Source organism: Calyptranema fuscum S582 (assembly GCF_055793305.1).
This window is the reverse complement of the sequence record NZ_JBSLYH010000011.1, coordinates 17,408-37,907: the sequence shown is the minus strand read 5'-3', so window position 1 is coordinate 37,907 and position 20,500 is coordinate 17,408. Positions and strand designations below refer to the sequence as shown.

Here is a 20,500-nt window from a genome sequence, read left to right as displayed (position 1 = left end):
TCCAGTGATTGGATAAATCTACGCTACAAGCCGCTCCTCGCTGCAACGCATGGATAACGAGCGGGATATCAAATAAACCCTGAGCAGAATCAGCAATGGGAGTGATTTTGATGTTCCAGTGAAACTGCAAAATGACAAACAACAGAAATGCAAACCCATCTTTGCGAATAAAACCAGCTTGAAATGCACCCTGCTGAATTTCATCTTTTGGGGTGGTATCGTAACCCGAAAGGATATGCCCCAAGTCATGGAATACAAGACGTTCTGGGATGCCACCCGCTTCGCCCGGAAAGGGAAAACCATTTTGGTGTAGTGTTGCCAAAAGGTATGACCCAGTGTTCCGTGGGGTAAGTGACCAAGTTGGTGATAGTTTCGAGCGATCGCTGGATCGTCACCGGCTTTAAAGAACAGTGGCGCAACAATCTTGGTTACTCCCGCAATCCCTTCTTCATGCAATGCAGGCATCACGATCTGGCTCATCATGCGCCGCATCATCTGGAACTGCACCAGCCGTTGATGACCGTTTGCCGACTCCTGGAGCACTCGTAACCCTTGCTCATGCACTGAGAGTGCCTCAGACAGTAGCCTCAGAGCTTGCTGCTGTTGGGGAGCCGTTTCACCATCAACCATTGCCATCACGATCGCCATTTGCAAGAGCCGCCTGCGGTGGTGCTCCTGGGGAATCGATTGTGCCACCTGGCAGGGCGTAACTGATAGTGCTGCCACCTCTCGATTGCCGTGGTGCAGCGCCGTAACAGTCTCTAAAAATTGCTGTTCGCGTGGGGTTAACGCTTTAGGGTTAGCCGCCACTGCTATGAGCGATCGCAACACTAACGGTAATTCTCGCGAAGAAAAAACTGCAATGTCCATCACGACCTCTAACTTTAAAGGAGTGAAATTGTTGATAGATTCAGACTACTGGCTACCCCACTGGCAAAGCAGTGACTAAAAACGTCGAAAAAATTGACTTAAAATGTCACTGTGCCAAACGTGCCACTCTGCAACCTCTGCCCATGTCCATGAATCATCCTGAGAGCGTGGAGCCGCATCTCATACAAAATTCCGTCTCCGTTAGACTCGTGCAAGCGATTTTGGACGCTGCTACCCACTGTGGACTGAATGCCGCTGATCTCCTGGCTGCCCTAAAGCTTGCCCCCCACTGTTTAGAGGATGTGGATGGGCGGATTTCTCACGAACGGTTTTGTGCGCTCTGGCAAGCCATTACTCAGCGATCGCCAAACAGAAGCATTGGCTTGCAGATGGCGACCGCCGCCAAACCGAAAACCTGGGATGTATTGGGTTATGCGATGCACAGCAGCGCCAATTTAGGGGAAGCATTTGAACGGTTAGTGCGTTACTCGCGGCTCAGGCATACGGGAGCTGAATTTACCTTCGAGGTTGAGGGAAATGTTGCCCGGATTACGATGGCAATTCCCAGTACACCCCTGCCACCCAATGATGCGATGGATGAATGGGTAGGAGCTAACTTTGTGCTGTTGAGTCGTCAGTTAACGGGGCTGGATTTGGTGCCGTTACAGATGGGGTTCCAGCATCCCAAACCACGGGACTTGTCTGCGTACCATCACTTGTTTCAATCTGCTTTAGCGTTCGATCAGCCCGTGAACGAAATGAAGTTGGATGCGGCACTGATCCAACGCCCTCTGGCACAAGCCGATCCGGGGCTTTCCTCCATTCTCGATCGCCATGCCGAAGAACTGTTGGCTCGATTACCACAGTCTGAACGCCTGCTTGATAGCGTCAATCGCTTGATCAGCGAGGGATTGCGAGGAGGTAATCCCAGCTTAGGGGCGATCGCTCAGCAACTTGGCTATGCCCCCCGTACTCTCCAACGAAAGCTAGAAGAAGCAGGCACGTCTTACCATACGTTACTCGACGACATGAGGCGGGAGCTTTCGGTCTACTATTTGCGGGAAGCACAAATTGCGGTGAGTGAGGTCGCTTTTTTATTAGGATTTTCGGAAACCAGCGCATTTCACCGTGCGTTTCGACGTTGGATGGGCGTTTCTCCAAGTGAGTTTCGCCGCAGTGCCTAACCGTGTGAGTGTGCTTTGCACCGGCTTCGCCAACGCCTTGTTGGGTGGGTGGGAGACGCGGGGTGATGTCCTGGATCTGTTGTTAATTGTTTGGGAAGATGCGCGCGCACCTTTCCAAACAATTAATGACGGATTTGAAACACTACCGAGATACAGCATTGGGGGGCTTATTGGGCGAAGGCTTATTGGGCGAAAGGTTCTAAGGCTTTGGCAATTTCTTCTAGAGTGGCATCCTCCAACAAAATTCTGCCTCTGGAGGTAATAATCAGGACGTTGTCGATATGTTTGCCATCTTTGTCGGCACGATACTCCTGATACCACGTACGCATCTGCTCAGCGATCGCCAGTGTGCCCCCGACAATTCCTATAATTGTGGCGATCGCGGCGGTCATGCCTTCGCGATAGATATCCTCTGAGATCAGTTGATAGTCGCCTGTGATCCCTGGAATTTCCAACAGTGCCTCTGTCGCGGCGATCGCGCCTTCACCCTCAACTGCCAATTGGATTTCAGCCATCGTCACATTCCTCTAGACCATTTGCTTGGAGACTGTATCACCCTAGCCATTTTTTATAGCTCATGCCATCTTTAATCGCACCTGGCCAGGGAGTTAATGTTTTATGTCTTTCAGGCACAAAATATAAGTTTTGCTCATCATCTAAAGGGATATTTGAAATGTCTTGGTGGGGGTAAAAACCTGTTTTAGATCTCCCTCAGTCCCCTTTGCAGGGAAACTTTAGACCTGATCCCCTGCTTGTGTCTAGCGCATCGGTAGCACAGCGACGCCGTGCTGCCAACAATAGATCTTCGGTGATCTTAAGAATCGTGGATTAAATCCGCTATTGTGACTCGACGATTCTTGAATTTCTTAAATGTTTGCTGCAAATAGTTACGTCTTCGTTACGTGGTAATGTGCCTCTTAAGATGATATTAAGAATCGTGGATTTAACAAAACCGAAGATTTATTTTTGGAAACGCGGCGGAGCCGCGTTTCCAAAAATAAACTTCTGGATTTTAATTAATTTGTGATCCTAAGGATTACAGATCAATGAACTTGTTATTTATTTGCAGAGGGTGATAGCTCGGGCATCGCTCTTTTAGAAAGAATGGGGGTTATTCAATCCGCGATTCTAAGGGTGTAACTGAAGTCATGCCTCATCCCAGTTCGGTAGGGACAGGAAGTGTTCAAATTGTGCCATCCCATCTAAACAATGACAGATTCACAAAAGCCGGATACTCTTTCATCTCATGCGGCGACAACGTGCCCTACCCCTTTCAAAGTATTAGTGGTAGAAGATGATTTGAGTAATAATGCCTTGTTTAGCCTGTTGCTGAGCAATCTGGGCTATTGCGTCGAGGGTGCCAGAAATGGGCATGAAGCTTTAACAAAGTTAGAGCAAACCACCTACGACATTATTTTTATGGATTGTCGGATGCCGGAAATGGATGGCTACCAAACGACCTGTTCGATTCGCCAAAAGGAAGGCAGCGAAAGGCATACGGTTATTATTGGGCTAACGGCGTATGCCATGGCAGGCGATCGCGAACGGTGTTTGGCAGCAGGCATGGATGATTTTTTGAGCAAGCCTGTTTCGGGGCGCAACTTGCAACAAATTATTAACCAATGGCTTCGGTCTTAAGTCTCTAAACATATGAGGGAGCATGCGCCAAAGGCGCGCACTCCCTAAAAATTTGCCGTACCCTGCGGCTACACCATTATTGAGTAATGGCAATTTTCAAACTATGGCAATACGTTTCGATCGCCTGTAACCCCTGAGCCGGGGTTCCTTCTGCCAATCGTTTGACAAAGGCACTGCCAACAATTACAGCATCAGCTCCCCATTCCATAACTTGATGGGCATGCTCTGGTTGTGAAATGCCAAAGCCAACCCCGATCGCTTTATCGGTCGAGGTGCGCAGCTTCATTAGCAAATCTTGCACCCGATTTTCCACCTGCGATCGCATCCCCGTCACGCCGACCACACTCACCAGATAGATAAATCCCTGAGATTGAGTGGCGATCGCCTTAATCCGGTCTTCTGGACTGGTGGGTGCAACCAACAAAATCACATCAATCCCATGGTCTGCCGCTGGTTTCAGCAACACATCCATTTCTTCGAGCGGTAAATCGGGCACCACCAACCCCTTGACCCCAGCCTCAGCAATCTGCTGCAAAAATGTCTCAATGCCGCGCTTGAGAATCGGGTTGTAGTAAGTAAATAAAATAATCGGAGCCTGAATCGTCGGGCTGACTTCTTTTACCAGATGCAACACATCTTCTAACCGCACCCCTCGTTGAAGTGCCCGTGTTGCCGCCGCCTGAATAATGGGACCATCTGCCAACGGATCCGAATAGGGAACCCCCAGTTCGATCAGATCTGCACCACTGCGATCGAGCGCTTGCAGTGCCGCTTTCGTCGTCTCTAAATCGGGATCACCCGCTGTAATGAAGGGAATCAGCGCACACTGACCGCGATCGCGCAATTTATCTATGCAGTCGGAAACAGAAGCCATTGTTCAGGGTTAAAAGTTAAGGGTGATATCAGGGGATCTAAACCAGTTTGCTAACAGTGTCCGTACCTGAAGTTGCCGATCTAATGGAATTGCTGAATACGCAACCCCTATTCCGCTCTCTCGGCGTCGATCTCAGCTTGTAGTTGGGCTAGTTCTTCAGGGGTCATTTCGTCCAAACGCTTTTGCAAGATGGCATCTTCGTAGTCTTTGAGTTGCTGATTGTAAGTCATGGTTTTGGTTACAGCCCGATATAGGTAGGTCACGATCCAACCCATCAGACCGCCCACCAATAGGGTCTGCGCCCATATGCCAGCATCAATACCATTGAGACCCAGCGATCGCAGGATCAGATAAGCAATGCCACCTGCGGCAAAAATGCCAATACCAATACCAATTACATCAATCCGCCGCATTCGTAGCAACCCAAAAATAGTCAAAACACGGCTTGCTGTCTTTGCGCTCCGCCAGACCTCCGAGGTTTTAAACCTCGGAGGTCTAATGCCTTGCCGACCCCTCAGATTTGAGTGTTGACAAGATATTAGGGCTGCAATTGCCGTTTCTGCGGACGAAAGTTGAGAAACGGGCTAAAGAGTAGCAAGCCAGGAAACAGAAGAAAAACCATGAAGTACATGAACACACGTTCGATAGAAACGGCTATGTACCATCGTTGCTTGAGATAGAGATATGCGATCGCCGGAAGCACGATCAGATAAGCACCGCCCAAGGCAGCGTAGAGAAGCAAAGAGAAGGGGATAGGCAAATTCATGATGATAAAAATTAAGTCACCAATGCCGTTGATCACTCTCTATCTTACAGGTAGAGGGCACGAATGCAAGGCAGGAATGGGTCAGGCTTACTCGGCAATACGCAATCGGCGGCTAGTCACGGTAATGCCATCTTGTCGAACAATGGCAGACGAAATCCAGCGATCGCCCGTTGTATCCGGCGCAACACCGACCTTAAACAATCCACCGGCAGTCAATAACTCCAGATCGATCGACGCCGGGTTAGCAACAGCATCGGTGCTGGCGAGTTCATCAACCGCTGCCCCCATGAGATATTGATTGCCCAGAGGTTCCTGGACAATGGCATCAAATGCAAATTCTTCACCCGGTCGAACCTGCTCTGGCAAATTGACCGTCACCGTCGGCGGATTATTGCCACTGGTCAACTGGCTCTGTTCAGACAACACATCTTGATGAACAATTTGCCCACCCTCAAACCGTTGGCGAGAGACGATCGTCGCATTGAGTTCAAAATCCCGTTCCTCAGTCGTTTGGGTTGCCGTAATAGTGGTTGTGGTTTCGGCAATCAGTGCCTCTCCTTCTTGCTGCCACTGGGTCAACTCAGTGGTGTAAGAGATTTGCTCAAATCGATCCCAAAACTGCTTCAGTGACTCTTCTAAGGTGTCATAGGTTAGCCCATCATCACTGGTAAAGTCGGGGCTATAAAACTCCATCACGACATCCACGTCTCTGCCTGTTGCAGCAGCATCAATCTGTGTCAGGGTATCGGTCAGTTCCACAGGTGGTGGTGCAGCAGGTTCGGTTTGGGCAGTTGCAATGCCAGCCCAGCCCAAGACTAACCCAGCGGCTAAAGAGGTCAGGGCAACCGAAATTTGCCGGGGTAGGTGACTGTGCGACGACGTAAAGGATTTGAGCATATTGGCAAAATTTTGTAAGAAACAGTTTCCGATGAGGGAGAATGACGATGTAAGTGGTCTTTGCTTAAACAACTAGGTTAGCCTGAACTCTGTTTGCGCTGCCAGGTCTTCATTGTTCATACTCCAGACTTCAATTTCTCGACTGATGACAGATGGATCTAAAAGAATTCTAATTGCAGCCAGCGGTACAGGGGGGCATTTATTCCCCGCGATCGCCACAGCCGAGCAATTATCAGACTATCAAATCGAGTGGTTGGGTGTTCCCGATCGCCTGGAAACCCAATTGGTTGCCCAGCGTTACCCACTCCATACGATTGATATTGAAGGATTTCAGCAACGATTTGGGCTAGGAACGCTGAAAATTTTTAGTCGGATTTTCGCCTCGATTTTTCAAGTTAGGGCATTACTGCGGCGGGGAAATTTTCAAGGGGTGTTCACTACCGGGGGCTACATCGCGGCACCTGCCATCATTGCTGCCCGTACCCTGGGGTTGCCTGCAATTTTACATGAATCCAATGTCTTACCCGGAAAAGTGACGCGCTGGCTCAGTCCGTGGTGCAGCACAGTTGCTCTTGGGTTTGAGGCAGCCGCTCCCTATCTCCCTCGTGCCCAAAAAATTTGTGTAGGCACCCCTGTGCGATCGCAGTTTTTAGATGCTCTAACGACCTCCCCAACACTGCCCAATTTACCGATTCCAGCTGATGTGCCGTTGATTATCGTCGTCGGTGGCAGTCAGGGGGCATTGGCGGTCAATCAACTCATCCGCAAATGTGTCTTGGATTGGGTTGACGCGGGTGTATGGATTGTTCATTTAACGGGAGACAACGATCCCGATGCCCAAAGTTTGACCCATCCCCATTATTTTGCCTTGCCCTTTTATCACGACATGGCAGCGTTGTTGCAGCGTGCAAACCTGGCAATTAGTCGAGCCGGAGCGGGAACCCTAACCGAGTTAGCGGTCACGCATACGCCATCGATTTTAATTCCCTATCCCTATGCGGCAGAAGACCACCAAACCTATAATGCTGCCGTATTTGCTGCCGCAGGTGCCGCCCTGGTCTATCAGCAAGCCGAACTCACGCCAGAACGACTGACCGATAAGGTGTTGCATCTCTTGCGATCGCCTCGTTTGTCTGAGATGGCAGACGCCGCTGAAAAATTGGCAATTACCGACAGTGCCGAACGACTGGCAACCCTGATCCGTCAGACCCTTCACCCAGGCATGCATTAACGTATAAAGTTTTCTGTGCGTTTAACAACATTTTTGTCTGTTTTAAACCGAGAGTTGAAGTTGATGTCAATTTGAAAGTAGGGATCACAGTGAGCCGAAGCAAAACCTATTTGACAATCACACATTGACACCATTACACATCTAACGGTTAAAGCCATGACGACAGAAGACCTCGCCAGAAAAAATCTGACTCAGCAACGGCAACACGACGAACACCTCCACGATGCCATGTTGAACCGGACAGAAGCTGAACTGCATACGGAAGACAAAGGAGATGCGATCGCCGCTGAACACGCTCGCGAAACGCTAACCCATGGACGGCAAAAAGAAGAGCATGTGAAAGACACGATGCTGCACCGAGCCGAAGAAGAAATAGCCCAAAAACCTTGACGGAGTTCCATTTAGATATCAAACGATCGCATACCTGGAAAAGTACCTGGTAGGGATGACCGGGCGAGCGCCAACTCTAGCAATTCTCGATAGCGTCAAGCATATAGAGCTGTACGGGTTGATTCAGTCCGGTGTTGTGAGGCGCTCCGCGCCCCATACTATCGTTTCTGCACTTAGGATCGTGGATTTAATCAAACCCAATTCTTTTTGAGAGAGCGACGGCTCCGCCGTCGCTCTCTCAAAAAGAATTACAGGTTATTTGATTTGTGATCTTTAGGATCGTGGATTTAATCAAACCAAACATAAACTTCCGGGTTTTAATCAATTTGGTCAAACAAGAGCCGCGCTTTGCGCGGCTCTTGTTTGACGGCAGCAATTTATCCAGGTGCAAAGTGCTATATTGACCCAGGCAACGAATCGCCGCTGTTACGCTTGGTAACTATTCATAAATCCTTCATAAATTTTTCATAGTTTTTGATTATCAGGAAATGAGTAAACCTCATTAAATTCCACTAAAACTCCAGCAGGAATAGTTGCTCAAGTATTGAACTGTGAAAATCCTATGTGTAGAAGATGATCAAAGTCTAGCCGTACTGCTGCATCGAACCTTGACCAAGCATCACTATCAAGTCGATCTCGCAACAGACGGGCAGATGGGCTGGAACTTAGCCGAAACAAATACCTATGACCTGATTTTGTTGGACTGGACGTTGCCAGAATTAACGGGCATTGAATTCTGTCAGCAGTTACGGATGAAAACAAATTCACCGCTGAGTCCTAACCGGAATACCCCTATTCTGCTAATGACCGGGCTGGATGCAACTACGAATAAAGTGCTCGGCTTAGATGCAGGTGCCGATGATTATGTGGTCAAACCGTTTGACCTGGATGAGCTACTGGCACGCATTCGGGCACTACTGCGACGCAACCAGGGAATGCGATCGCCCCAACTTCAATGGGGTGGGTTGTCTCTTAATCCAAGTAACTGTGAGGTCATGTATCAAAATCAGCCAATTTTATTGGCTGCTAAAGAATATGAACTTCTCGAACTTTTTCTGCGTCATCCCGATCAAATTTTTAGCCTCGATCGCCTGCTGATTGCGCTGTGGGGCGTTGAGGAAATGCCGAGTCAGGGCGCAGTGCGAGCGCACATCAAAGGATTGCGGCAAAAATTGAAGCAAGCCGGATCGACAGACCCGATTGAAACAATTTACAAACTAGGCTATCGTCTCAGACCCTGGCAGCTCATCGGTGCAGGAGTACGACCAGAGGAAAGGAGAGATGGGGGAGATGGGGGAGATGGGAGAGATAGGGGAGGTAAGGGAGATGGGGGAGATAGGGGTGATGGGGGAGGTAGGGGAGATAGGGGAGGTAGGGGAATTGGCGAGGTTATCGGGGAGAATGTAGACTTATTACCTCAATCTGTACCATCGGCTCTGTCATTGGTCTTGCCGGAGTTGCAGGACGTATGGCAGCAGGCACGCCAGTCTTATTGCGATCGCCTCTCAAGGATTCAGCAAGCGGTCGAGGCAATGCAAAATGGCTCTCTGACACCAGCACAGCAGCAGCAAGCAGAGCGAGAAGCCCATACCTTAGTTGGCTCATTGGGCAGTTTTGGCTTAGATGAAGCCTCCCTGATTTCACGCCAAATTCAGCAACTTCTAAAGCAGCAAGCCACTTTAGAAAAATCTGAAATAGACCAACTCACTCACCTGATCGCCACATTAGGGTTATATCTACAGGATTCAGAGACAGAAAACCCAACAGAAACAGTCAACACCTGGCAACGTTTTCCCTCTACGTCCTATGAGATGACGGTGCTGATCGTAGATGCTGACGAATCATTGGCGCAGGTGCTAGCTAAAGAAGCCTTATCGTGGGGCTTGCGCAGCGAAACGGCAACTGATTTAGAAACAGCTCAACAGATTTTACGGAATCGCTCTATCCATGCCATTTTGCTAGATCTTAATTTCTCAGGTGCTGCAAACGGTTTAGAGTTTTTAGCTACCGCTCATCGCCAATATCCTGATATACCCGTCGTCACGTTAAGCGCCGAAGAAACGTTTGAAAAGCGAGTGGAAGCAGCTCGCTTAGGCATCCGATGCTTTTTGCAAAAGCCGATCGCGCCCACGCAAGTCTTTACAGCCATTACTCAAGTGCTGCAACAAATCAATCGATCTGCTGCTCGCATCCTGATCGTAGATGATGATTTAGGCTTGCTCAATCTTCTCAGCAATCTATTGACACCCTGTGGCTATCAAGTCGCATTGCTCAGTGATCCCCATCAATTTTGGCAGGTATTGGAGCAGACAGAGCCTGACTTGCTTATTCTAGATATCGAGTTATGCCAACCAACTCGACGCGATCGCTCTCCCTATAAAGCAACAATTCCTCCCCTCAGTGGCATTGAACTTTGCCAGGTAATTCGCAGCGATTTACGCTGGAATCGTCTACCTGTGCTGTTTTTATCAGCTCATGCCGATGTTGAAACAGTTCAACGCAGTTTTGCTGTTGGAGCTGATGATTTTCTGAGCAAACCTGTGGTTGCCCAAGAGCTTCTAACCCGTGTAAGAACTCGACTAGACCAACGACATCTCTGGGAAACCATTGACCTGGATGAGTTGACAGGTGTGAGCCTGCGACGAAAAGCACAGCAAGACCTGATCCGCTTAATGCGGTTAGCTGGACGCCAACAACAACCCTTCAGCCTGGCCATATTAGATTTAGACCATTTCAAACAGGTCAATGATCGGTATGGGCATGATGCCGGGGATCAAGTATTAAATTATTTTGGCAAGCTGCTTCACCAGGCGTTTCGGCAAGAAGACATTGTTGGACGATGGGGCGGTGAAGAGTTTATTGTTGGCATGTATGGCACAACGGCGCAAACTGGTGTAGATCGGCTCAATCAAGTGCTTCACCAGTTAGAGCAGTATGTATTTCTTTCAGCCACTGGAGATTCCTTTCAAATCACTTGCAGTGCAGGCATTGCCCAATTACCTGAGCACGAAACTGACTTGCGACGGCTCTATTGTCTTGCAGACCAGGCACTTTACCGCGCTAAGGCAAGCGGGCGCAATCGAGTGCAAGTACATGAACCTGCTCAATCCTGAGCGGCTCAATCGGTTGTTGCGATATGGACTCGATCGGCTAAAAGTCAACCTTGGAAAAAATAAATTTCGCCTCTTTAAAAAAGCCATTATTTATGATTCAATCTCATACCCCAATTAATGCTCCCAATCTCAAATTAGCTAAGTGCCCAACGGGCATCCAGGGATTAGATGAAATTACGGGAGGAGGTCTGCCCAAAGGACGCCCCACGCTGGTTTGTGGTGCTGCGGGCTGCGGTAAAACATTGCTAGGAATGGAGTTTTTAGTCCACGGAGCTACCCAATATGGTGAACCAGGGGTGTTTATTTCGTTTGAAGAAACGGCTGATGAACTGGCTCAAAATGTTGCCTCATTAGGGTGGGATCTGGCACAGTTAATATCGCAACAGCAACTTGCGATTGATTGTTTTTATATTGATCCCAGCGAAATTCAAGAAACAGGGGATTATGACCTGGAAGGGGTGTTTATTCGTCTGGGCAATGCGATCGATCAAATTGGTGCCAAACGGATCGTGTTAGATACGATTGAAGTGTTGTTTTCTGGTTTTTCCAATGCCTCCATTATTCGGGCAGAACTGCGGCGGTTGTTTCGGTGGCTGAAAACGAAAGGGGTAACGGCTATTATCACCGGAGAGCGGGGTGACAAGATGCTGACCCGTCAAGGCTTAGAAGAATATGTCTCAGATTGTGTAATTCGGTTAGATCAACGCATTCAAGATGAATTGTCTACCCGACGGCTCCAGATTTTGAAATACCGGGGGTCTCAACATGGCAGCAATGAATATCCGTTTTTAATTGAAGCGGACGGCATTTCGGTTTTACCCATTACCTCGGTTGGTCTCAACCACAGTATTTCTAGCGATCGCATCTCTAGTGGCATTCCTCGGCTCGATACCATGTTGTCAGAGCAGGGTTACTATCGGGGTAGCAGCATTTTGATCACAGGCATGGCAGGCACAGGCAAAAGCTCGATCGCAGCCCATTTTGCCAAAGCGACCTGTCAGCGAGGAGAACGCTGTTTATATCTGGCGTTTGAAGAAGCTCCCCAGCAGATTCTCCGCAATATGCGATCCATCGGCGTCGATTTAGCGCCTTATCTGGAGCAAAACTTGCTTCAGATCCAATCGTTACGCCCCACTGCTTATGGGTTAGAACTGCACCTGGTGCAGATTCATCGCTGGCTCAACCAGGTGAAACCCAGTACCCTGGTCATCGATCCGGTCAGCAATTTTTATCTGACGGGCAGCCTCCTGCAAATCAAAATCTTCTTTATGCGCCTGATTGATTATTTGAAAGCGCAACAGATCACCGTCTTATTAACCAATCTGGTAACCGGAGACAGCCCGTTAGAACATACCGAGATCGGCATTTCGTCGCTTATGGATACCTGGCTTGATGTTCGCGTGATTGAAGGCAACGGTGAGCGCAATCGGCTTCTGCAAGTCGTCAAATCTCGGGGGATGGATCACTCCAACCAAGTCCGAGAATTTCGGCTAACCAATCAAGGGATAGAACTCATCGATGTCTATCTGGGGCAAAAGCAGGTACTCACCGGAACAGCGCGCGCTATCCAGGAATCTGCCGACCGTCAGGCACAATTGCAACAACAACAGCTAATTGCCACTCGTCGCCGCGAATTGGAGCAACAACAGCAAGTGGCGGAGGCACAAATTGCAGCCTTGCAAATGCAAATAGCGGCAGAACAAGCAGAACTCGAACAGCTCAATCAGACAAACGCCTTGTATGAATCAAGTATCCGTCAAGATAACGAGAGGATGGCGCAGTTTCGTCGGGCAGATCAATGGTAAGCCAATGATTCAGCATGGTGGTTTAGTACTGGTATTGGGATATATAGAGACAACAGCCATGAATCAACATCATCAACAAAATCCAATCCCATCACCCCATATTTCTACATCAGAACAGTGGGAACTACGGTTATACGTTGCCGGACAAACACCCAAGTCGGTAGCCGCTTTCGCTAACCTGAAAAAACTCTGCGAAGACTATCTCCAGGGACAATATCGCATTGAAGTAATTGATTTATTGCAAAACCCAGACCTGGCAAAGCAAGACAGCATTCTGGCAATTCCGACCCTAGTACGAAAATTGCCTCATCCTATCCGGCAGATTATTGGTGATTTATCAAATCAAGAAAAAATTCTAGTAGGGCTGGATATCCGACCCATCAGCCAATGAAAAATCCGTCTATATCATCAATACCCGTTGTTAGGAAGGCATCATGGTAAACAAAGCACCGGAGGAGGGCAACCAAAGCTCTCAGAGCGCAAACGATGCTGTAACCGCAAACTTTGAAGCCGCGATCGCACAACCAGAGCAGCAACACTACCGTCTGCGGCTTTATGTTGCGGGTACAACGTCCCGTTCAATGTTGGCATTACAACGACTCAACTCTATTTGTGAAACTCATTTGCAAGGGCGGTATGAGTTAGAAGTCATCGATGTTTACCAAACTGAAATTTCTTTGCTAACGGATAATATTGTGGCAATTCCGACCTTGGTCAAGCAACTGCCATCTCCCATCCGACGAATTATTGGGGATCTGTCGAACACTGAAAAGGTCTTGCTCGGATTAGACTTGATCCCAAAGGTCTAGTGTTGCAAACACCAAATTTTGCAACATGGGGGGTTGGGGGCGCAGCCCCCAAGAGGGGGCTTTACCCCCTCCACCCCCTCTAAAACTTTTAAGTTGGTGTACTAGTGTTGCAAACACCAAATTTTGCAACATGGGGGGTTGGGGGCTGCGCCCCCAATAAGGGGTTCCACCCCTTCACCCCTTACAAAACTTTCGTTTTGCTGTACTAGACATAACATCCCCTTGGGATCGTATTCGGTAATAGCGATTTATGGATGATGCTAAGAAATCCAAACCAGAATTAATCGCAGAACTGCAACGCCTGCGCGATCGCCTAGCGACCAGCGAGGAAACGCTAAAAGCGATCCAACACGGTGAGGTAGATGCATTAGTGGTCTCCACACCTCAGGGCGATCGCATCTTCACGCTCCAGAGTGCCGATCGGTCATACCGCTTACTGGTAGAAGAAATGCAGCAGGGTGCGGCGACTCTTTCCCGCGACGGGCTGATTTTGTCGGGCAACCGCAGTTTTGCCAACTTACTAAAGCAACCTTTAGAAAAGCTCCTTGGCTCCCAGTTTCAACGACTCCTTCTCGCAGACGATTTACTTCTGTTTCAAAGTCTGGTGCAGCAAGCCGAACAGGGTAAGCAACCCAGCGCCGAGCTATTTTTGATCGCTCAGGATAACACAACCGTTCCTGTCTCTCTGGCTATCAGCCATCTCAACCTGGGTGACACTGCCATCAATTGCCTGATCCTGACCGATTTAACCGAACAAAAGCGCTACGAGAAAACCCTTGCCTCAGAACGACTGGGGCACTTAATCTTAGAGCAAGCAGGGGAAGCCATTCTGGTCTGCGATGATACTGGGCAAATTATTCAAGCCAGCCAGGTTGCCAGCCAAGTGTTTGGTCAAGGTCTGCTGCATCAAGTATTCGATAGAGTCTGTCCGCTGACCTGGGCAGTTTCCAGTTTTCCCGAGACAGAGCAAGCAGAGGCGATCGCCACCCCTCCTTTGGAACCAGCCCATCGTGCCAGAGATCGGTTTTCTATAATGTCGGTATTGCAAGGTGTGTGGTATCAGGGGTTAGAAGTTGAGTTAGACCGACCAGACGGACAAGTTTTTAATCTGGTCTTAAATGCGCGTCCTCTCACCGATCAGAAAAACCACTTTAAAGGCGCAGTCGTCATTTTGACCGATATCACCCGGCGTCGGCAGGTAGAAGCCGCGCTTCAGCACAGTCAGCTTCAGCTCCAGCAACAATTAGCAGAAATTGAAGCGATTTACCAATCTGCACCCATTGGCTTGAACTTTTTGGATGCAGATTTGCGCTTTGTCCGCATTAACCAACGTCTGGCGGCGATCAATGGACTTTCTGTGGAAGCCCACTTAGGTCATACGATTCGTGAACTACTGCCCGAAATGGCAGACGAAGCTGAAACATTGCTGCGCTCCATTTTGGCGACGGGTGAACCGTTGATCAATATAGAAATTAGTGGAGAAACTCCGGCTCAACCAGGGGTACAACGTACCTGGTTAGAGAGCTTTTTACCCCTCAAGGATGGCGATCGCGTCATCGGCATTAGTACCGTATGTGAAGAAATTACTGAGCGCAAACAGGCTGAAACAGCGTTAAGACATGCCAAAGAAGAACTAGAGATCCGTGTGGCAGAGCGAACTTTGGAACTGCAACAGGCAAACGATCGCCTGCAACAAGAGCTGTTTCAACGAGCACGGGCAGAGCAACAACTGCGCCAGAGCGAAGCCCGCTACCGAGCCATTGTTGAAGACCAAACCGAACTCATCGTTCGCTTTTCACCCAACAGCACCATCTTATTTGCCAACGATGCTTACTGTCGTTACTTTAACGTCACCCAGGCTGACATCTTAGGTAAGAGTTATAACCCCATCATCTATGAAGCAGATCGAGAAAAGGTGGCTCAATTAGTCCACGGTATCAGTGCGGCAAACCCCATGTTAATCATTGAAAATCGGGTGATTGACGGTCAAGGAGAGGTTCGCTGGACGCAATGGGTCAATCGACTGCTGTTTGATGCGGAGGGAAATGTCGTTGAACTTCAGGCGGTGGGGCGAGATATCACTGAGCTAAAACAGATCGAGCAAGCCTTGCGCAAAAGTGAAGAACGCTTGCATCTGGCACTGGAGGCGTCTGGCGATGGTATCTGGGACTGGAATATTGCAACAGGTGAGATTTATTACAGTCCTCAATATTTTCAGATGTTGGGCTATGAAGCCGATGCATTACCTCAATCGGTCAGTACGTGGGAGCACCTGGTACATCCTGACGATATGGTTTGGGTGAGAGCGCTGTTAGCCAATCATTTGCAAGACAGGTCAGTACGCTACGAATTTGACTATCGTTTGCAAACCCGATCTGGCGAGTGGAAATGGGTTGCCGATTATGGAAAAGTTGTTGCCTGGGATGAGCAGGGTCACCCATCCCGGATGATTGGCACGCACCGAGACGTGAACGATCGCAAAATTATGGAAGCAGCACTGCGGCAAAGTGAAGAACAACGCCGACTGGCACTTGATTTAACGCACCTCGGCTTTTGGGATTTGCACCTTCCCAGTGGCGATTTAACCTGGAACGACAACCACTTTGCCCTCCTGGGTCTACCTGCTAGTCTAACGGCACCCCGATATGAAGAGTGGATCGCTCGGATTCATCCTGACGATGTCGAGCGGATCGAGCAGCTTTTTCTTAACTCGATCGAAACTCACACGGACTACGATACTGAATATCGCGTCGTTTATCCCGATGGCTCAAGCCATTGGGTAATGGCACGGGGTCGAGCAATTTATGACCAACAGAATCAACCCTTGCGATCGCTGGGTGTAATTTTAGATATTAACGATCGCAAACAGACTGAAGCCGCCTTGCAAGAATCAAACAGACGCTGGCGATCGCTGCTGGATAACGTCCAACTGGCAGTTGTTGAATTAGATAGTAACGAAGATATCAAATATGCCAATCCATTCTTTTTAAAACTGACCGAGTACAGTGCAGAAGAAATTCTCAATCGCAACTGGTTTGATATGTTTTTAGTCCCCAGTCAAAAGCAAGCGGCTGAAGCACATTTTCACCAGGCTTTTGTAGAAAACTTATCGACGCATTATCAAAACAGCATTCTGACAAAATCTGGGAAGGAGTGCATCTTCGCCTGGAACAATACCATCCTACGAGATGGCACAGGTCAAGCGATCGGTAACGTCAGTATTGGTGAAGACATCACAGAACGGTACAAGATAGAACGGATGAAAGCCGAGTTCATTTCGGTTGTCAGTCACGAACTGCGCACGCCGCTGACCTCGATGCAAGCTGCCCTGAGCCTTTTGAGCGAAAAAATCGTGGACCCCACCTCTGAAGAGGGTGAAGCCACCATCCAAATTGCCACGGAAGGCACCGATCGCTTGGTGCGACTGGTCAATGACATCCTTGATCTAGAGCGCTTAGAATCGGGCAAAGTCCGCTTAGACAAACATCTCTGCATAGTTGATCACCTGGTTGATACGGCGATCGCACAGATGCAAGAAATGGCAAAACAATCAGACATCACCCTCGAAGCCAGTCCTTGCGCCTTCCAGGTCGAGGCAGATAGCGATCGCCTGCTTCAAGTCCTCACCAATCTCCTCAGCAACGCCATTAAGTTTTCTCCCAATCGCTCTGTCATCCGGCTATCCGTTGAGCAACAGCACCTGAAAGACCACCACTCCCAGCTCCTCTTTTCCGTCCGTGACGAGGGGCGTGGCATTCCTGCGGATAATCTAGAAAGCATTTTCGATCGCTTTCATCAGGTAGATGCATCCGACTCGCGCGACAAGGGCGGTACCGGGTTAGGGTTGGCAATTTGCCGTAGCATTATTCAGCAGCATGGAGGAGAAATTTGGGTAGAAAGCACCTTAGCTCAAGGCAGCACGTTTTACTTTACACTGCCCATCAGCCTTGGCAAGGGGGACCACAGGGGGTTCTAGTTTGGCGCAACTTCATAAAAGATTGCTATTAAAACTTGCGTGAAGTCCTGACAGGCGCGAAGTGCTAAAATCTTTGGTTTTATCAAAGCTACGCTCCCTATGACGGTGAAGGAAGGCAACTATGGCAAAGCGGGTTCTGATTATTGATGACGAAATCGGTATTCGCAAAATCATCCAAATCTCTCTCAACGCGATCGCCGGTTGGGAGGTACTGGCAGCGGCATCAGGTCAAGAGGGACTGGCGATCGCCCAGACAGAACACCTCGATGCCATTCTCTTAGACATCATGATGCCTGGAATGGATGGCATCGCAACCTTCCATCAACTTCAGGCAACAGCTCGCACCCAAACAATTCCCGTCATTTTATTAACCGCCAAAGCCCAAATTTCTGAGCAGCAAGAATTTGTCAAACTCCCGGTGCTGGGCTTGATTACAAAACCCTTTAAAGCTCCAGATTTAGTCAGGCAAATGCGTTTGTTGCTCAATTGGGCTGAATAGCTGAATAATTGACATTGCTTTTCACATTCACAAATTATTCACAAATTTTTTATAGATTTAGGCTAGATTCTGGTTGATGAACAAGACCCATTGACACCGACTTAAATCAATTTTCATGTCATATGCGTGCGCTATAGGCTCAAACTGCGTTTGTATTAACGTCTCCAATCGGAACACTCGGTGCTACACACCATTTGTCAAATTCTCACTTTAACCAACAACCAAATTTAGTCTACTTGACCTTTATTTTTGATTCATGGTTGAAACGTCTTAACTGTGCGTAGCAACGTGATTCAGCGGCGCAAAATTTCGTGTTTGCAACACTAGTCTATAGCAGTTTTCAATGGCGTGAAGTACACAGTGTAGTGAGAGAGCCGCACGGAGCGTAGCCCTCTCACAACAACCTCAATCGCTCCAGACGCGAAGCACTATATAGCAGCCGAATAACTGGTGAGGAGAAGGGTGCGGGGCTGTGTCCCCGGATGGGAGTTCTACCCCTGCACCTGTCCCCATAAACCATTCAATTGCTATGCATCGAAAAAAAGCATTACAGCTATTACTGCCTCATCTCATGAACGAATTACAGGTAAATACCAAAGCCTTTATCAACCACCTATAAACATCATTCTTGTGGTTACAGAAAACCTCATAAATGTCATGAACGTGAATCTTAGAACACCCCAAAATCAGGTAAAAACAGACGCAACACAGACTGATGGGGCGATGGTATTGGTTGTAGATGATGATCTAGGAATGCGATGCGTACTGCGACATTTACTAGAGCAAGAAGGGCTACAGGTAATTGAAGCCGCCGATGGTCACGAAGCATTAGCACTCTACAACGACTATGCTCCTGATCTCGTTCTTCTAGATGCCGTCATGCCGACCATGGATGGATTTACCTGTTGTCGTCAGTTGCACAAGGCTCGTCAGCCATTCCCGGTTCCTATTCTCATGGTGACGACGTTAGATGACGAACTGTCAATTAAACGTGCATTTGAGTCAGGTGCCATTGACTATGCGACAAAACCTATTAACCGCGTCGTTTTGCAGCAACGTGTTCATCGGTTGATCCAGCAGTCTCGCCTGATGAAGCAAGTGCAACAGATGAATGAAGATCTGGATCGCTACGCGCAAACGTTGAATGTTGCAATTCGAGAACGAACGTCAGAACTTGAGCGATCGCTAGAGTTTGAATCGTCACTCAAATATATTAGCGATCGCGTTCGAGATTCTCTAGATGAAGAGAAAATTTTGCAAGCCGTTGTTAAAGAACTAGCCTGTGCGCTAGACCTATTTCGCTGCAATGTCGCGATTTACGATCCGGAATACCGAGTCGCGCATGTTCGGTATGAATATATTGCATCTGGCTCGTGCTACCAAAACCGAGACATTCACATGGATGCCTATCCGGAGATTTATCAACAACTGCTGCAAGGAAAATCGGTGCGGTTTTGCCCGTTAACGCAGCCCTCAGAGGGCAATCAATACGCTCTGTTCGCCTTCCCAATCGACACCGGAGAAATCAAAGGCGATATCTGGCTGACAAGTTTTTCCGATCGCATATTAGATGATTTAGAAATTCGCCTCGTCCAACAAGTAACCAACCAGTGCGTCATTGCGTTGCGTCAGTCTCGCCTCTATCAAGCGTCTCAGGCACAGGTGCAGGAACTAGAACGGCTCAATCAACTCAAAGATGATTTTCTCAGCACCGTTTCCCATGAACTGCGATCGCCCATTACCAACATGAAAATCGCAACTCATATGTTAGAGATCAGCTTAAATCGGTTGGGCATCCTTTCAGATGAATCTAGCTCGATGAAACGTTACTTCAAGGTGCTACGAGAGGAAGAACAACGAGAACTTAATCTGATCAATGATTTGCTCGATCTAACCCGTCTGGATGCAGACGCTGAACGGATCGAGTTGACTGATGTCGATCTACACGATTATCTTCCCCAATTGGCAGATGCTTTTAAGGAACGAATGCAGATGCATCAGCAACACTTCGTTTTACACGTTCCGGCAAGCCTGCCCGCCTTAACCACCGATTTGCCGTCCCTGGAGCGGATGTTGACCGAGCTGTTGCACAATGCTTGCAAATACACACCCGACGGGGAAACGATTACCCTATCTGCTCAGGTGACACCCAATGCCATGGAAATTGGCGTTAGCAATACGGGAGTTGAAATTGTGGCATCCGAATGCGATCGCGTTTTCGACAAATTCTACCGCATCCCCAACAATGACCCCTGGAAACATGGGGGCACAGGTCTAGGGTTGACCCTGGTAAAAAAGCTAATCGAACGGCTGGGCGGTCAAATTTACATTAAAAGTGGAGCAGGACAAACCACCTTTATATTGGAGTTTAAGGTGTCCTAATATTTTTCACCTGAGATTTCTCAACAGTCCTGAATTCAGATCTAAAATTTGGTGCGAGTGCCGCGC

17 protein-coding genes are annotated in these 20,500 nt (G+C 48.5%); 11 read left to right on the top strand and 6 right to left on the bottom strand.

Annotation, left to right across the window (positions count from 1 at the left end):
• Positions 1-18 precede the first annotated feature (18 nt).
• Positions 19-870 carry a tellurite resistance TerB family protein gene (locus ACR6Z4_RS09850; protein ID WP_479717084.1) on the bottom strand — a complete coding sequence of 284 codons (852 nt, stop codon included), beginning with the start codon at positions 868-870 and terminating at the stop codon, positions 19-21.
• A gap of 71 nt (positions 871-941) precedes the next feature.
• On the opposite strand from ACR6Z4_RS09850, the gene ACR6Z4_RS09845 reads away from it, so the two are divergent.
• The gene (locus ACR6Z4_RS09845) at positions 942-2,054 is read left to right on the top strand and encodes an AraC family transcriptional regulator (RefSeq protein WP_479717083.1); all 1,113 of its coding nucleotides are present in this window, start codon (positions 942-944) and stop codon (positions 2,052-2,054) included.
• 182 nt (positions 2,055-2,236) lie between these two features.
• Here the strand turns inward: ACR6Z4_RS09845 and ACR6Z4_RS09840 are convergent, their stop codons facing one another.
• The gene (locus ACR6Z4_RS09840; RefSeq protein WP_479717082.1) at positions 2,237-2,569 is read right to left on the bottom strand and encodes a hypothetical protein; all 333 of its coding nucleotides are present in this window, start codon (positions 2,567-2,569) and stop codon (positions 2,237-2,239) included.
• 694 nt (positions 2,570-3,263) lie between these two features.
• Here ACR6Z4_RS09840 and ACR6Z4_RS09835 point away from each other — a divergent pair.
• Entirely contained in the window at positions 3,264-3,692 is a 429-nt protein-coding gene (locus ACR6Z4_RS09835) for a response regulator (RefSeq protein ID WP_479717081.1), read from the top strand.
• 76 nt (positions 3,693-3,768) lie between these two features.
• On the opposite strand, the gene trpA is transcribed toward ACR6Z4_RS09835, so the two are convergent.
• From trpA to ACR6Z4_RS09815, 4 genes are all read right to left on the bottom strand, one after another.
• Positions 3,769-4,566, bottom strand: a complete 798-nt coding sequence (gene trpA / locus ACR6Z4_RS09830) for a tryptophan synthase subunit alpha (RefSeq protein ID WP_479717080.1) — start codon at positions 4,564-4,566, stop codon at positions 3,769-3,771.
• Positions 4,567-4,673: 107 nt separating this feature from the next.
• Entirely contained in the window at positions 4,674-4,979 is a 306-nt protein-coding gene (locus tag ACR6Z4_RS09825) for a DUF3007 family protein (protein WP_479717184.1), read from the bottom strand.
• Between the two features lie 125 nt (positions 4,980-5,104).
• Positions 5,105-5,332 carry an NAD(P)H-quinone oxidoreductase subunit L gene (ndhL, locus tag ACR6Z4_RS09820; protein WP_479717079.1) on the bottom strand — a complete coding sequence of 76 codons (228 nt, stop codon included), beginning with the start codon at positions 5,330-5,332 and terminating at the stop codon, positions 5,105-5,107.
• A gap of 87 nt (positions 5,333-5,419) precedes the next feature.
• Entirely contained in the window at positions 5,420-6,229 is an 810-nt protein-coding gene (locus tag ACR6Z4_RS09815) for a nuclear transport factor 2 family protein (protein ID WP_479717078.1), read from the bottom strand.
• Between the two features lie 145 nt (positions 6,230-6,374).
• Between ACR6Z4_RS09815 and murG the strand changes: the two genes are divergently transcribed.
• The 9 genes from murG to ACR6Z4_RS09770 all read left to right on the top strand — a co-directional run bounded on the left by murG (position 6,375) and on the right by ACR6Z4_RS09770 (position 20,434).
• On the top strand, positions 6,375-7,460 hold the full coding sequence (murG, locus tag ACR6Z4_RS09810; protein WP_479717077.1) for an undecaprenyldiphospho-muramoylpentapeptide beta-N-acetylglucosaminyltransferase: 1,086 nt from the start codon (positions 6,375-6,377) through the stop codon (positions 7,458-7,460).
• Positions 7,461-7,616: 156 nt separating this feature from the next.
• Complete coding sequence (locus tag ACR6Z4_RS09805; RefSeq protein ID WP_479717076.1) at positions 7,617-7,850, top strand: hypothetical protein; 234 nt, start codon at positions 7,617-7,619, stop codon at positions 7,848-7,850.
• 551 nt (positions 7,851-8,401) lie between these two features.
• Positions 8,402-10,963 (top strand): response regulator, encoded by a 2,562-nt coding sequence (locus ACR6Z4_RS09800; RefSeq protein ID WP_479717075.1) that lies wholly within the window; start codon positions 8,402-8,404, stop codon positions 10,961-10,963.
• Positions 10,964-11,055: 92 nt separating this feature from the next.
• Entirely contained in the window at positions 11,056-12,768 is a 1,713-nt protein-coding gene (kaiC, locus tag ACR6Z4_RS09795) for a circadian clock protein KaiC (protein ID WP_479717074.1), read from the top strand.
• 58 nt (positions 12,769-12,826) lie between these two features.
• On the top strand, positions 12,827-13,159 hold the full coding sequence (locus ACR6Z4_RS09790) for a circadian clock KaiB family protein (RefSeq protein WP_479717183.1): 333 nt from the start codon (positions 12,827-12,829) through the stop codon (positions 13,157-13,159).
• Positions 13,160-13,202: 43 nt separating this feature from the next.
• Positions 13,203-13,577 carry a circadian clock KaiB family protein gene (locus ACR6Z4_RS09785; protein WP_479717073.1) on the top strand — a complete coding sequence of 125 codons (375 nt, stop codon included), beginning with the start codon at positions 13,203-13,205 and terminating at the stop codon, positions 13,575-13,577.
• Between the two features lie 250 nt (positions 13,578-13,827).
• Positions 13,828-17,553: a PAS domain S-box protein gene (locus tag ACR6Z4_RS09780; RefSeq protein ID WP_479717072.1), complete on the top strand. Its 3,726-nt coding sequence runs from the start codon at positions 13,828-13,830 to the stop codon at positions 17,551-17,553.
• A gap of 121 nt (positions 17,554-17,674) precedes the next feature.
• Positions 17,675-18,052, top strand: a complete 378-nt coding sequence (locus ACR6Z4_RS09775; protein ID WP_479717071.1) for a response regulator — start codon at positions 17,675-17,677, stop codon at positions 18,050-18,052.
• 657 nt (positions 18,053-18,709) lie between these two features.
• On the top strand, positions 18,710-20,434 hold the full coding sequence (locus tag ACR6Z4_RS09770; protein ID WP_479717070.1) for a response regulator: 1,725 nt from the start codon (positions 18,710-18,712) through the stop codon (positions 20,432-20,434).
• Positions 20,435-20,500 lie beyond the last annotated feature (66 nt).

Excerpts from the sequence above, each read along its gene's own strand:
- ACR6Z4_RS09850 (WP_479717084.1), bottom strand. The coding sequence starts at position 870 with ATGGACATTGCAGTTTTTTCTTCGCGAGAATTACCGTTAGTGTTGCGA.
- ACR6Z4_RS09840 (WP_479717082.1), bottom strand. The coding sequence starts at position 2,569 with ATGGCTGAAATCCAATTGGCAGTTGAGGGTGAAGGCGCGATCGCCGCG.
- ACR6Z4_RS09835 (WP_479717081.1), top strand. The coding sequence starts at position 3,264 with ATGACAGATTCACAAAAGCCGGATACTCTTTCATCTCATGCGGCGACA.
- trpA (WP_479717080.1), bottom strand. The coding sequence starts at position 4,566 with ATGGCTTCTGTTTCCGACTGCATAGATAAATTGCGCGATCGCGGTCAG.
- ACR6Z4_RS09825 (WP_479717184.1), bottom strand. The coding sequence starts at position 4,979 with ATGCGGCGGATTGATGTAATTGGTATTGGTATTGGCATTTTTGCCGCA.
- ndhL (WP_479717079.1), bottom strand. The coding sequence starts at position 5,332 with ATGAATTTGCCTATCCCCTTCTCTTTGCTTCTCTACGCTGCCTTGGGC.
- ACR6Z4_RS09815 (WP_479717078.1), bottom strand. The coding sequence starts at position 6,229 with ATGCTCAAATCCTTTACGTCGTCGCACAGTCACCTACCCCGGCAAATT.
- murG (WP_479717077.1), top strand. The coding sequence starts at position 6,375 with ATGACAGATGGATCTAAAAGAATTCTAATTGCAGCCAGCGGTACAGGG.
- ACR6Z4_RS09805 (WP_479717076.1), top strand. The coding sequence starts at position 7,617 with ATGACGACAGAAGACCTCGCCAGAAAAAATCTGACTCAGCAACGGCAA.
- kaiC (WP_479717074.1), top strand. The coding sequence starts at position 11,056 with ATGATTCAATCTCATACCCCAATTAATGCTCCCAATCTCAAATTAGCT.
- ACR6Z4_RS09790 (WP_479717183.1), top strand. The coding sequence starts at position 12,827 with ATGAATCAACATCATCAACAAAATCCAATCCCATCACCCCATATTTCT.
- ACR6Z4_RS09785 (WP_479717073.1), top strand. The coding sequence starts at position 13,203 with ATGGTAAACAAAGCACCGGAGGAGGGCAACCAAAGCTCTCAGAGCGCA.
- ACR6Z4_RS09780 (WP_479717072.1), top strand. The coding sequence starts at position 13,828 with ATGGATGATGCTAAGAAATCCAAACCAGAATTAATCGCAGAACTGCAA.
- ACR6Z4_RS09775 (WP_479717071.1), top strand. The coding sequence starts at position 17,675 with ATGGCAAAGCGGGTTCTGATTATTGATGACGAAATCGGTATTCGCAAA.
- ACR6Z4_RS09770 (WP_479717070.1), top strand. The coding sequence starts at position 18,710 with ATGAACGTGAATCTTAGAACACCCCAAAATCAGGTAAAAACAGACGCA.